At 40.6% G+C, this 13,833-nt stretch carries 8 protein-coding genes; 1 reads left to right on the forward strand and 7 read right to left on the reverse strand.

Annotation, left to right across the window (positions count from 1 at the left end):
* Window positions 1-23: 23 nt before the first annotated feature.
* From BSCG_RS25010 to BSCG_RS24985, 5 genes are all read right to left on the reverse strand, one after another.
* The gene (locus BSCG_RS25010; RefSeq protein WP_004304365.1) at window positions 24-1,664 is read right to left on the reverse strand and encodes a glycosyl hydrolase family 18 protein; all 1,641 of its coding nucleotides are present in this window, start codon (window positions 1,662-1,664) and stop codon (window positions 24-26) included.
* A 285-nt stretch (window positions 1,665-1,949) separates the two neighbouring features.
* Window positions 1,950-2,372 (reverse strand): hypothetical protein, encoded by a 423-nt coding sequence (locus tag BSCG_RS25005; protein WP_008648815.1) that lies wholly within the window; start codon window positions 2,370-2,372, stop codon window positions 1,950-1,952.
* An 809-nt stretch (window positions 2,373-3,181) separates the two neighbouring features.
* Window positions 3,182-5,164 carry a response regulator gene (locus BSCG_RS24995; protein ID WP_004311429.1) on the reverse strand — a complete coding sequence of 661 codons (1,983 nt, stop codon included), beginning with the start codon at window positions 5,162-5,164 and terminating at the stop codon, window positions 3,182-3,184.
* Between the two features lie 108 nt (window positions 5,165-5,272).
* Window positions 5,273-6,022 carry a nucleotidyltransferase family protein gene (locus BSCG_RS24990; RefSeq protein WP_004300821.1) on the reverse strand — a complete coding sequence of 250 codons (750 nt, stop codon included), beginning with the start codon at window positions 6,020-6,022 and terminating at the stop codon, window positions 5,273-5,275.
* A 36-nt stretch (window positions 6,023-6,058) separates the two neighbouring features.
* A complete protein-coding gene (locus tag BSCG_RS24985) occupies window positions 6,059-7,489 on the reverse strand; it encodes a phosphotransferase (protein ID WP_004300822.1) in 1,431 nt (476 codons plus the stop codon).
* 508 nt (window positions 7,490-7,997) lie between these two features.
* On the opposite strand from BSCG_RS24985, the gene BSCG_RS24980 reads away from it, so the two are divergent.
* Window positions 7,998-11,945 carry a response regulator gene (locus BSCG_RS24980; RefSeq protein WP_008774768.1) on the forward strand — a complete coding sequence of 1,316 codons (3,948 nt, stop codon included), beginning with the start codon at window positions 7,998-8,000 and terminating at the stop codon, window positions 11,943-11,945.
* A gap of 107 nt (window positions 11,946-12,052) precedes the next feature.
* Here BSCG_RS24980 and fsa read toward each other — a convergent pair whose 3' ends face one another.
* Window positions 12,053-12,709 carry a fructose-6-phosphate aldolase gene (gene fsa, locus BSCG_RS24975; RefSeq protein ID WP_004300824.1) on the reverse strand — a complete coding sequence of 219 codons (657 nt, stop codon included), beginning with the start codon at window positions 12,707-12,709 and terminating at the stop codon, window positions 12,053-12,055.
* Window positions 12,710-12,776: 67 nt separating this feature from the next.
* Entirely contained in the window at window positions 12,777-13,829 is a 1,053-nt protein-coding gene (locus BSCG_RS29360) for a class I fructose-bisphosphate aldolase (RefSeq protein ID WP_004300825.1), read from the reverse strand.
* Window positions 13,830-13,833: the final 4 nt, after the last annotated feature.

Consider the following 13,833-nt stretch of genomic DNA (forward strand, 5'->3'; position numbering starts at 1 on the left):
ATTTGATTAATTTAGATTCTCTTTTATTCCGTCGGATTCGCATAATATTCAAACTCTTCTTTTATGGCCTTCAACAAAGACTTATTATTGGTTACGTCAATATCCGTTGCCAAATCCCAACTCATAATACCTGCAAAGCCTTCTTCACACACATATCTCGCTTTCTTGCGAATCGTTTCTACACTGTTGAAAGTATATGTATTTCCTTTATATGTATATGTATCCTCAATCGTAGTAGCCAGACCGTCATTCACGAAATCATAATAGGCAGCAATCAGACTACCCGTAGAACCATAGAAAGGGACTCCCATCACTAGTTTATTCTTAGGAATTCCATATGTTATAGCCATTTCTCCATCTTTTACAAATTGCTCATAAGGAAAACGCATCACTGCAGGGCCATAACATTGATAAGAGATAAAATCCAGTGCATCAATAGCTTCCGGAGATATTTTAAAAGAAACCGGATGCAAAGACGCAGTGAAGTAAACATACTTTCCTAATGTAGAACGCATTTGGATAACTGTTGCACTATAATTATTAAATTCATTCGTATTTGTAGGCCATTCAAAATCAAAATCAACTCCATCAAAATCATATTGTTCGATAATCTTCTTCACCTCGGAAGCAAATCTTGTGCGAGCAGTGGCATCAGCCATCATCTTTTTCCATTCTCCACCGGCAATGCCCAAGCGCAATCTTCTATCTCCCTGTTGTCCCTGTAAAGCGGTACGTATATTATTCAAACGCCCCAGCCAGGAATGTGAATCCTTGCCAGGTTTCGTGGCATCATCGTATTTCCAGTAAGCAAGTATTTTGGAATTATTCCAATTGTCAAAGGTGATAGGATTTCTACCTGATGTACCTACTACCAGACTGCTTACAAAAGTTTCATCTAAATAACCTTTAAATTTATCTCCAATCAAAAAATCAGTACGTGTATTAGGTACTTCATTAGGGAGAGCACCTACAAAACTTATTGCAGTATTGTTTGTATCCACATAAAGTTTCGCCGTTCCCTGTTCATAAGTCAGCCCAATATAGTGCCAGCCTGTTGCCAGATCAGGAGTGGTAACGGTTGCAACCGAACTTCCAATAGACAGTTTCAAACTATTAGCTGTCGCACCCATTTGAAAAGCAATGATCGTGGAGTTTCCATCCATTTTCTTAAAGAGAAAAGCTCCGTCCACCCATTCACTTATATATATATAGGTACCAAAGGTGAATTTATTAAAGGCCCCATCAGCAGAGTGAAGTAATCCATCACCGCCATTCATAAAACTTGTTCCTTCAAATTTAACCACTCCATTACGACCTTGAAAAGTGCCTGTATGAGATACGTTTGTCATCGTCGCATCATTCAACGGCAATTCAAAAGCTACCTCACCATTTGCATAAGGACGCGCTGCCAAATAAATCAAATCTGTACAAGCACCCATACTGGCTGCCGAAATACGGTTTATTTCAAAAAAATCCCCCCGAATGTAAGAGCAATTAATGAATGATTTTACAGTAGGATCATCCGGTTCTTCCGGTTCACCAGGTTTTCCTGTGATTGCACCTTCAGGAGGAGTACCAGTTGGAACGTCTACCCATTTTGTGTCTTTACAAGCTGTCAACGTTCCAAAAAGGAAGAGACAAAGAAATAGGAATTTGTTTCTCATAAATTTAATAATTAAGATTAGCTTTATTTAATAATTGTGCTGTCCCTTTTGACAATCACGATCACAAATGTAGGCTATATTAAAGGCAAAGAATGTTCTATTTTAGCTACGATTCTTCCAAATTTGTCTAAAATCGTCCATTTCATCGATATATCTAAACATCATAGACATTGTTGGACATCTTACGAATCAAAAAAAGAAAGCGGAAGTATTCATTCCTGAATATTCCCGCCTCTTTTATATTTTATCCTAATATAACTACAACAATTTTCCTACGAAGATATATTATAGGTTTTCTATATCAGAAGATTGAAGACCCGTGTATTTGATAATTGTATCAATGGATATTCCGTCCTCCCTCATCTTTCGAGCAATTTCAATTTGCTTCTTTTGCTCTCCTTTCTCCATCCCTTTCTCCATTCCTTCCTTTATTCCTTCTCTTATCCCTTCCTTTAGCCCTTCTTTCATCCCTTCTTCAGCCGCTTTTCTCCGCATCTCTTCGTTTTTACGCCGTTCATCCTCCTCTACGATTTGATTGACTCTATATCGATCTAATGCCTTATCATAAGCGATACGATTTTCTTCCGAAAGATCGGCAACTGCTGCCAATCTCGCCAGATGTTCAAACACTTGTTCTTTAATTGATTGATCACAACCATGAAAGCCAACAACAAGATTAGAACGACGTGAGTATAATGTTTCTTTCATCTATAAATTTTGGTAAGTTCACCTGATTTAGAGACTATTCCAGCTTTTTTTAGAAAAGATTGGGCATTCCTTTTATTAGCTGTAATTTTCTTCACTACCTCAACTCTAAGTTCTTCCCGAGTTTTTATTTTCTTTGTAGCAGTCATTATATACCTCCTTTCTTGTACAAAGATAACTATTTAAATCCATAAACATAAAAAACAATCCCAAACTTTACGGATTTATAGCCTTTTATAGTAAGCCGTCTCCCTTTCAATTCCTCCAAACAAACAAGAGAAATGTTCTATTTTTCAGATTAAGAAAGAAAACAAAACTATTGAAGATGGTAATCCGGAATTAAAAGCATCCATATTATCACATATATATGCATATTACTACCACAATACAGCATATATTTTCAGATGATATGCGTTTTCTTTAAAGAAATAAATGATTTTCCTCGGTGAGCAATAAGCCATTCCTCGGTGAGGAACACATCCTTCCTCACCGAGAAAGCCTTCCATACTCACCGACCAAGTTATAAAAGCCCTCGGAAAAGCCTGTTTATAGGCTAGTTCATCATCATATACGCACCAAAAAAGAATGATAAAACAAACTACATACGGGCAAACAGTAAGCATATAGATAGCAATACAGAGGAATTATTTATTTTTAGACAGGAATTATCCAGGATAACAAACAATCCTACATTCTTTCATCCAAAATGCAGAGCGTTTTTTCCTTCACCACAAACAAGTGACTGATATATTAAAAACAGAAAGAATAGAATATACCCTTTTTCAGATCAGCACATTTCTAATCCCATCCTTTCAACAACCATACTCTTTCAGAGTCTGCATCAACTTCGCGCCATTGATCGGCTTCACCAGATAATCATCACAACCGGCTTTCAACGCAGCTACCCGGTCAGCATCAAAGGCATGAGCAGTCAGGGCGATAATTGGAATTTCAGCATTGAACTTCCGGATCTCCGAGGTTGCAGTACGTCCGTCCATAACAGGCATCTTCATATCCATCAGTACCAAATCCACCGGTTGGGTACGGACAATCTCAACTGCCTCCAGTCCATTCGGTGCGTGTAACAACTGGCATTTGTTTTTCAAGATAGAAGATACCAAAAAGAAGTTACTTTGTATATCTTCAACGACCAGTACTCTTTTAGGTACTTTTTTTGTTTCTTCGGAGTCAAGAATATTTTCTTTATTCGCATCCTTCTCATTGTTCCGACGTGAAGAAGTCGGTTCGCTGTTAACCGATTCGAACTGGCATGGCAAAACCGCCCAAAATAAAGACCCTTTATCAAATTCTGACTCAAAGCCTATCTCTCCTCTGCAAGCCTCAACAATGGCTTTACAAATGGACAATCCCAATCCGGTTCCCTGTGCAAATTCATCCAGTTTCTCAAAACGATGAAATACTTTATCTTTTTTATCCTCCGGTATGCCGATACCTGTATCGCGAACGTAAAGACGAATATTTTCGTCTATCTTCTCATACCCCATTTCAATAGTTCCTTTGGAGGTATATTTGATAGCATTAGTTACAAAGTTAGTGAGAATCTGCGCTAACCGGTTTTTATCCAAACGAACGGTACAGGCTTCATAAGGATTCACGGGAACTAACCGAACCTGCGGATTTACTACACGACGATGCATCGAAGCAGCTAATTCGTTGAAATAAACAGCCAAATCAAAATTTTCGTATTTCAGTTCTACCGAGCCGGCTTCTATTTTCGAAAGATCCAGTATGTCGTTAATCAGCTTCAAAAGCAACTCATTGTTGGCATTGATAATCTGAATAAATTCTTCTTTTTCTTCTTGATCTTCCGTCACCATCAATAAGTCGGAAAAACCAACGATAGCATTTAACGGTGTACGAATTTCATGGCTCATATTTGCCAGAAAGGCGGATTTCAACTTATCGGATTGTTCAGCGCGGCTCCTTGCCTTTTCAAGTTCACCAATCATGTGCTGCCGCTCGGTAACATCATCTACACGAATCACGACACCGTCAACATCTCCCTGTTCATTAAATATGGGAGTAGCAAAGACTTCTATGACATGCTTGTTATCCAGATTAAACAAGATAGACTCTACCTGACCGGATTTCCGGGCACGTTGCATCACACAATTCTCACAAGGAGTGGTGCGATTATGGGCTGTCAGATAGCAAGGTTCTCCTTTTTTGTAAGCCTCATAAGAAAGGCTTTTACTACAAAGCGAGATATTCTCCCATTGTACGATATAGTCGTTCGCAATATATGCCAATCCCGAATTAATATTGTTCAATACCAATTCATTCTGACGAATCAAATGGATCATTCTTTGTTCGCTCTCAAGAAGTTCTTTTTTCGAACGCACAACCTCTTCGTAAAGATTGTCATATTTGTTTTGCCACAAAACACGTTCGGTGATATCTTGAGTTATCACCATATAATTGGTAATTTCAGACTTATCATTATGTACAAAAGAAACGGTAATCTCGAAGAATTTTATACCGGACAGATTAGTAGGAAAAAGACGGCACAAGTCATCAAAATCATATTTTGCCATGAAACGCACTGTTTCTCCTTTTCTGATCTGTTCCTTGATTTCATCAGAGAAACTGGTGTAGTTGAATAGATTATAGCCCAAAATATCCTTTTTGTCTTTTATCCCCATTGATCTCAACCGTGAATAATTGACATCTATCATGAGACCGTCCTTATCATACAATTCCAAGCCTACAGACAAGTCATTAAAGATATTATGCAATAAGTTATCAGCTATCCCATTTACCAAAGTCTGTTCCATGCAGCAAAATTTGTATAGTATTACAATATTGATTGTTTATCCAAGCAAAGTTACTTTAATATTTTGTTACATAGAAAGAAAGAGGCCTTTTAGCCTCTTTCAGTATCTTTATTTCGCATTTTGGTATAAGAAGCCTTCTGCTTTCGCTAATGTTTCCGGTTTGCCTATATCAATCAGATGCAACTTTTCTGTCAAGTAACCACCATAGTTTACTTGCCGGCAAGTGGCAAGATAGAAATCCATGATAGAGAATTTTCCATCCCATGAGGGAGAGGTCATCCATTGAAAAATGGCGGGCGAAAGTACATGGATGCCACTGAATGCATATTCTTGATAAAGGGAAGAATCATACTGAAAACCTTCCGGTTTCACTTGTTCCGTATCCTTGTTTATCCATCCGCAAAGTCTCTTATCTGTATCAAAAAGAAGATAGCGGGAGGTTTTACGTTGGCTGGCCAGTAAAGTGGCAACAGCACCGCTTCGTAAATGGTAGTCATATAATTCTTTCAGATTCACGTCTGAAAGAATATCGACATTGTGTATCAGGAAAGGCTCATCGGAGTTTTCAAAGAAAGAACGGGCTTTCTTAATTCCCCCACCGGTGTCGAGCAACAGATCGCGTTCATCGGAAATATGTATGATAAGCCCAAAATTCTCATTGGCTTCTAAGAAATCAAGTATTTGTTCGCCAAAATGATGGATATTAATCACTATTTCTGTGAATCCGGCAGCTTTCAGTTTTAAGATCACATGTTCCAACATCGGATGTCCGGCTATGGGAACCAAAGCCTTCGGCATGGTATCGGTGAGCGGCTTCAGCCGGCTACCCAAACCGGCTGCAAATATCATTGCTTTCATTCTTTCGGTTACTTTCTTCTTTAATATTTACTCTTCTTAGATTGTTGCCTCAAACGTATGTTCGATATTCTGTTCCCGATGCACCAGTTCGACTTTCACACCAAATTTCTGATTCAGGTGCTCTGCCAGATGCTGGGCAGAATAAACAGAACGATGCTGTCCGCCGGTGCAACCGAAGCAGACGGACAAATTGCTGAATCCGCGTTCCATATAACGTTGCACGGAGGCATCCACCAAAGCATAGACATGATCGAGGAAACGGAGTATTTCTCCATCTTCTTCCAAGAAAGTGATTACAGGTTCATCCAGTCCGGTGAAAGGTTTGTAACGCTCATACTTACCGGGATTATTCACGGCGCGACAGTCGAATACATAACCTCCTCCATTGCCGGTAGAGTCATCAGGAATTCCTTTCTTATAGGCAAAACTCATCACTTTGACGGTTAACTGCCGCTTTTTCAGATCGTCCGTAAATTGTTTCAGTCCGGTAAGCTCTCGCAAAACGTTACAGAGATACGGATATTCCGGATATTCTTCTTTCAACAATTCACGCAGGTTTTCGATGGCATAAGGAACACTTTGGATAAAATGCGGTTTCTTTTCAAAGTAACCACGGAAACCATAAGCTCCCAGCACTTGCAGCGTACGGAAAAGGACAAAGTGACGAAGCTGGCTATAAAAATAGGATTCGTCAATCGGTTGGTATTTGCGAAGAGCTTCCATATACTCTTGCAGCAGTTCTTTACGAAGACTATCGGGATATTTCGCTTTCGCTTGCCACAGGAAAGAGGCTATGTCATAATAGAACGGGCCTTTGCGTCCGCCCTGAAAGTCGATAAACCACGGTTCGCCGTCTTTTATCATCACATTACGGCTCTGAAAATCACGATACATGAAAGTAGCGGAAGAACTGCGAAGCAAGACATCGCTCATTTTCTGGAAATCATCTTCCAGTTTATCTTCCTGAAACTCCATACCGGTAGCTTTCAGGAAGCAATATTTAAAGTAATTCAAATCCCACAGAATGGAGCGTTGATTGAACTCCGGTTGAGGATAACAACGGGAAAAATCAAATCCATCGGCCCCGGCAAACTGAATGGCAGGAAGCAAACGAATCGTTTTGCGAAGCAACTCTTTTTCCTCTTCTGAAAAGACGCTGGTAGCACGTCCTTTCTCTATGGCATGGAACAACAGAGTATCGCCCAAATCCTCCTGCAAATAATAGGTCTTATCTTCCGAAACGATGCGCACTTCGGGAACAGGCAGTCCACATTTGTGGAAGTGTCCTGCCATATAAAGAAATGCTTCATTCTCATCGATAGAAGCTCCGTAAACTCCAATCAATGTTTCTATACCCGTCAGCCGAAAATAACGGCGGTTGGAACCGGAAGACGGTAATTCTGTTATGTTTTCAGCGGGAACGCCCGTATATGACTGATAAAGTTTCTGTAGTTCTTCGGTAATCATAGTCGTATATTTTCGAGCAAAGATAGAGAATCTAGCTAAATAATACTATCTTCCCGCTAATAAAAACCGGCTACTTTACCTAATCTGCTGTGTACAGGCCTTTACTTCCAATAAGCCGGTTATTTAAAAAAGTTGTTGGAATGGCTCCCTATGAATATAAGATGAAGAATTAGCAATTCTCATTGTATTCAAGGATTTTCAGTGCAGAGATTAAAGATTTTCAGTACAGAAATTTATAATAGTTTATGCAGTCGAGTAGTCATCCCCTTATAAGGTGACAATAATCATTTTGTAAAGTGATAAATAGCACCCTATAAGATGACTATTATCCCATTACAAGGGGACAACTTATCTTTAGAAGGACGGAAAGCTTTAAAGATACAAAATTAAATAGAAAAAAGCAACTATATATAACTCTTTTACCTGAAGGAATACAAAATAAGTTTGCTTTTCAACAAACATTCATCCGAATGTATTATCTTTGTTTTAGTTTAACTGACCTAATCTCATGAGAAGAAAGACCTTTTTACTACTATGCATCGCATTTATCGCACTGTTTATCGGCATCTCCCCTCTTCAAGCCGGTCATTATTACTATAAGCAAATCTCACTAAAAGACGGACTGCCTTCTACCGTACGATGCATCTTAACGGATGAACAAGGTTTTGTATGGATTGGAACCCGCTCCGGACTGGGACGATATGACGGACATGAACTTAAAAAGTATGTCCATCAGTCAAACAACCCTCATTCCATTCCTCACAATTTAATCTACCAGCTGATAGAAGATGTACAAAACAATATATGGATTCTGACAGATAAGGGAGTGGCACGTTATCAGCGGCAAAGCGATGACTTTCTTATACCGACTGATGAAACAGGAAATAATATCATCGCCTATTCCGTCTGCCTGACTGATGATGGAGTGTTATTCGGTTCGAAAAATAAAATCTTTTTCTATAATTATCAGGATGCCACTTTCCGCCTCCTGCAAACGTTTGACCTAGAGCCCAATTATAATGTGACTCTGCTAAGTCTATGGGATAAACGAACATTACTTTGTTGTAGTCGCTGGCAAGGACTACTCCTGCTCGACCTGAATACCGGAAAATGCCGCCGTCCTCCTTTCGATTGCGGAAAGGAAATAATGAACGTACTCATAGACTCACAAAAAAGAATCTGGGTAGCCCCTTACAACGGAGGGCTGAACTGCCTGACACACGACGGTAAACTACTGGCTACATATACTACCCACAACTCTTCTCTAAGTAACAATGTTGTACTAAGTCTCGCCGAACGGGAAGGAGAAATCTGGATTGGAACAGACGGAGGAGGCATTAATATTCTCGACCCGGAAACCGGACATTTTTCTCTGCTGGAACATGTGCCCGGAAGTGACAACTATTCACTTCCCGCCAACTCTATCTTATGCCTATACAACGACTACAACAACAATATATGGGCAGGCAGCATCCGCAACGGACTAATCAGCATCCGGGAAGTTTCCATGAAAACATATACAGACGTACCACCCGGCAACGACCGGGGACTTAGCAACAATACCGTTCTAAGTCTTTTCCAGGAATCTCAAGATCAAATCTGGGTAGGCACGGACGGAGGAGGTATCAACAACTTTAATCCGCTCACAGAGAAATTTACTCATTATCCCTCAACCTGGGAAGACAAAGTTGCCTCTATCTGTCAGTTTACTCCCGGTAAATTATTAATTTCTATTTTCTCACAAGGAGTATTTATTTTCAATCCGGCAACTGGAGAAAAACAACCTTTCACCATTGTCGACGCTGAAACAACAGCACTCTTATGCAATCGAGGCAAGGCTGTAAATCTACTCCGGAACACTCATCACAGCATTCTGTTCCTTGGAGAACATATCTATATATATGATTTGAATACACGTACTTTCAGTACCGCTATAGAACAGGAAGAACAAGATATTATCGGTGCTCTCCTGCCAATCGGCAATTATAGGAACACCACTTATCTAAATGATACGAAGCACATATATGAACTGGACAACCATACAAACCGGCTGAAAGCCCTATACAGATGCTGGAAAGACACGACCATCAACTCCGTTTCAAGAGACGAAGAGGGAAACTTCTGGATTGGGAACAATTACGGATTGGTACACTACAATCCCGCCACCAAAATACAGACTCCGATCCCGACCTCTCTATTTAGTGAAAACACTTTGATCGTATGCGACCAGCAAGGAAAAGTATGGATAGGAGCTGACAGCATGCTTTTCGCTTGGCTTATCAAAGAAAAAAAGTTCGTTCTATTCGGCGAATCAGACGGCGTAATCCAGAACGAATATCTTTCCAAACCCCGCCTGTTAAGTATGCAGGGAGACGTCTATATGGGTGGAGTAAAAGGTTTACTGCACATTAACTGCAAAATACCATTAACAACTTCTGAACTTCCCCAACTCCAATTATCCGATGTCATCATCAATGGAGAATCCGTGAATAACGAATTAACCAATCGACCAACAGGGATCTCCGCTCCCTGGAACAGTAATATCACTATCCGGATCATGTCGAAAGAGAAGGACATTTTCCGACAGAAAGTGTACAGATACCAGATAGAAGGGCTGAATGACCAGCAAATCGAATCGTACAATCCCGAACTGGCTATACGTTCACTTCCTCCGGGAAGTTATAAGATTATGGCTTCATGTACAGCTAAAGATGGCAGTTGGATTCCCAGTCAGGAAGTACTGGAACTAACCATTCTCCCTCCCTGGTATCGGACATGGTGGTTTATTCTTAGCTGTACCGTTCTTACTGCTGCCGCTATTATTGAAACTTTCCGAAGAACTCTAAAGCGTAAGGAAGAAAAACTGAAATGGGCAATGAAGGAACATGAACAACAGGTATATGAAGAAAAAGTACGTTTCCTTATTAATATCAGTCATGAGCTGCGCACACCTTTAACGCTCATACACGCACCGCTTAGCCGGATACTGAAATCGCTTTCTGCCGAAGATACACAATATTTACCTATAAAAGCAATCTATCGCCAGTCACAGCGAATGAAAAACCTTATTAATATGGTACTCGATGTACGCAAAATGGAGGTTGGGGAAAGTAAATTGCAGATACAGCCGTATGCTCTCAATCAATGGATTGAACATGTATCCCAAGATTTCGTCAGCGAAGGTGAAGCTAAAAACGTCCGTATCCGCTATCAGCTTGACCCACAGGTCAATACTGTAAGTTTCGATAAAGATAAGTGTGAGATTATTCTAAGCAATCTGCTTATCAATGCCTTGAAACACAGTCCACAAGATGCAGAAATAACAATTACATCGGAGTTGCTTTCCGAGAAAAATAGCGTACGTATCTCCATCATTGACCGGGGAAACGGATTGAAACAAGTAAATACACAAAAACTCTTCACCCGTTTCTATCAAGGTACAGGAGAGCAAAGCGGCACAGGTATCGGATTATCTTATTCCAGGATTCTGGTAGAACTACACGGAGGCTCCATCGGTGCACGGGATAATCAGGAAGCTGGTGCAACATTCTTCTTTGAACTACCCTTGAGACAACAATCGGAAGAGATCGTCTGTCAGCCGAAGGCATATCTGAACGAATTGATGAACGATGATAGCAAAGAACAGTTACCGGAGGAAAATACGTTTGATACGAGTCCTTACAGTATTCTAGTGGTGGATGACAATCCGGATTTGACGGATTTTCTGAAAAAGTCACTGGGAGAATATTTCAAACGGGTAGTGATTGCTTCCGATGGTGTGGAAGCCCTTCAACTGACCAGAAATCATGCTCCGGATATTATCGTCAGTGACGTGATGATGCCGAGAATGAATGGATATGAACTTTGCAAAAATATAAAGGAAGATATTACGATCAGTCACATTCCTATCATTCTGCTGACAGCAAGAGATGATAAACAAAGTCAGTTGAGTGGCTACAAGAATGGGGCGGACGCTTATCTGACTAAGCCCTTTGAGATAGAAATGCTAATGGAAATCATTCGCAACCGATTGAAAAACCGCGAATCTATCAAGAAAAGATATTTGAATACAGGATTAGTCCCTGCGCCGGAAGAGAGCACTTTCAGCCAGGCAGATGAAACATTTCTGCTGAAACTGAATAAAATTATTCAGGAACATCTGGATAGCAGCAATCTGGACGTCACTTTTATCTGCAAGGAGATAGGTATGAGCCGGGCTTCCCTTTACAATAAGCTAAAAGCTCTGACCGATATGGGAGCCAATGATTACATTAATAAATTCCGGATGGAGAAAGCGATCACATTAATCACCAGTACGGACATGTCGTTCACGGAAATTGCCGAGAAGGTCGGCTTCACTACTTCACGCTATTTCAGTACGGCTTTCAAACAATATACAGGAGAAACGCCAACTCAATATAAGGAGAAGAGAAAACAGGAACGGAAAAAAGAGTAATGAGCAGCTACCCGAAAAAACAAATATTCTTTAGGCACGGAATTCTAAGACCTGAGCAAATAATCCGTGCCTAAAAATTTTAATATACTGCAAGTTTCATTACTTACTCAACCATTGACTTTTTTATAGTCTTCCAGAAACTTCTTCAATCCCGAATCCGTCAACGGATGATTCAATAAACCCTTGATAGCACTCAACGGACAAGTAGCAACGTCCGCTCCCACTTCCACACATTCGATAATATGTTTCGTATTGCGGATAGAAGCAGCGAGCACTTGTGTCTTGTAATCATAGGTACGATACATACGTACAATATCTCCCACAAGCCCTACTCCATCTTCACAAATATCGTCCAGACGACCGACAAAAGGCGAAACATAGGTAGCTCCGGCTTTAGCTGCCAGTAATGCCTGTCCTACTGAAAAGACTAATGTACAGTTAGTACGGATTCCCTTTTCCGTGAAATGTTTGATCGCTTTAATGCCATCGGCAATACAGGGGACTTTTACTACAATATGCGGATTGAGCGCGGCAAGTTCTTCACCTTCACGAATCATTCCTTCATAATCGGTTGCTATCACTTCGGCACTGACATCTCCGTTGACAATCTTACATATCTTGATATAATGTTCACGCTGATTCTGCGTTCCTTTGATACCTTCTTTCGCCATCAGCGAAGGGTTGGTAGTCACTCCGTCAAGTACTCCGAGGTCATAAGCCTCCTGAATTTGCTCCAAATTAGCTGTGTCAATAAAAAATTTCATACTCTTAATTTTTAATGGTTAACGATCTAATAGTCAAAGATAATAATTTATTTCCATTCATCTCTGATTATGCAATCGTTATTGACGAATCAAGATATACATCCTGAATAGTATTCAATAATTCCACCCCTTCGTTCATTGGTTTCTGGAACGCTTTACGTCCGCTAATCAATCCCATACCTCCTGCACGTTTGTTGACTACAGCTGTAATGACTGCATCACGCAAATCGGAAGAACCGTGAGATTCTCCACCGGAGTTAATCAAACCAACGCGTCCCATATAGCCGTTGGCTACCTGGTAGCGGCAAAGGTCAATCGGATGTTCGGAAGCAAGTTCGGTATACATACGCTCGTCGATCTTTCCGAAACCGATAGCTTTGAAGCCACCATTATTAGTCGGAAGTTTCTGTTTCACAATATCAGCTTTGATAGTCACTCCCAAACGGTCGGCCTGTCCTGTCAGGTCGGCGGCAGCATGATAATCGACAGCACCTTTCTTGAAATCATTATTGCGCAGGTAACACCAAAGAATGGTTGCCATCCCCAGTTCGTGAGCATATTCAAAAGCTTCGGCTATCTCCACGAGCTGACGGCGACTCTGTTCCGAACCGAAATAGATAGTGGCGCCTACCGCTACTGCTCCCATATTCCAGGCTTCTTTAACGGTACCAAACAATACTTGGTCGAAACTGTTAGGATAAGAAAGTAATTCATTGTGATTCAACTTAACGATAAAAGGTATTTTATGGGCATATTTACGTGCTACGGATCCAAGAATCCCAAAGGTAGAAGCTACTCCATTACAGCCTCCTTCAATAGCCAGTTTTACGATATTTTCCGGATCGAAATAGATCGGATTGGGGGCAAACGATGCTCCGGCAGTATGTTCGATGTCCTGATCGACAGGAAGTATAGACACATAACCGGTATTTGCCAGGCGGCCATGTCCCAACAACGTTTGCAGACTGTTCAATACTCTGATGCTCCGGTCCGAATCAATCCAGATTTTATCTATTGTATCGGGAGACGGAACATGAATCAATGATTTATCAATGGTTTCGCAAGTGTGGTCCAGGTAATAACAGGCCTTATCTCTTAATAATTCTACTACTTTACTCATAACT

Source organism: Bacteroides sp. 2_2_4 (assembly GCF_000157055.1).
GTDB classification, from domain to species: Bacteria; Bacteroidota; Bacteroidia; order Bacteroidales; family Bacteroidaceae; genus Bacteroides; species Bacteroides ovatus.

Bases quoted from the DNA above. Each gene is read 5' to 3' on its own strand.
- BSCG_RS25010 (WP_004304365.1), bottom strand. From the start codon at position 1,664: ATGAGAAACAAATTCCTATTTCTTTGTCTCTTCCTTTTTGGAACGTTG.
- BSCG_RS25005 (WP_008648815.1), bottom strand. From the start codon at position 2,372: ATGAAAGAAACATTATACTCACGTCGTTCTAATCTTGTTGTTGGCTTT.
- BSCG_RS24995 (WP_004311429.1), bottom strand. From the start codon at position 5,164: ATGGAACAGACTTTGGTAAATGGGATAGCTGATAACTTATTGCATAAT.
- BSCG_RS24990 (WP_004300821.1), bottom strand. From the start codon at position 6,022: ATGAAAGCAATGATATTTGCAGCCGGTTTGGGTAGCCGGCTGAAGCCG.
- BSCG_RS24985 (WP_004300822.1), bottom strand. From the start codon at position 7,489: ATGATTACCGAAGAACTACAGAAACTTTATCAGTCATATACGGGCGTT.
- BSCG_RS24980 (WP_008774768.1), top strand. From the start codon at position 7,998: ATGAGAAGAAAGACCTTTTTACTACTATGCATCGCATTTATCGCACTG.
- fsa (WP_004300824.1), bottom strand. From the start codon at position 12,709: ATGAAATTTTTTATTGACACAGCTAATTTGGAGCAAATTCAGGAGGCT.
- BSCG_RS29360 (WP_004300825.1), bottom strand. From the start codon at position 13,829: ATGAGTAAAGTAGTAGAATTATTAAGAGATAAGGCCTGTTATTACCTG.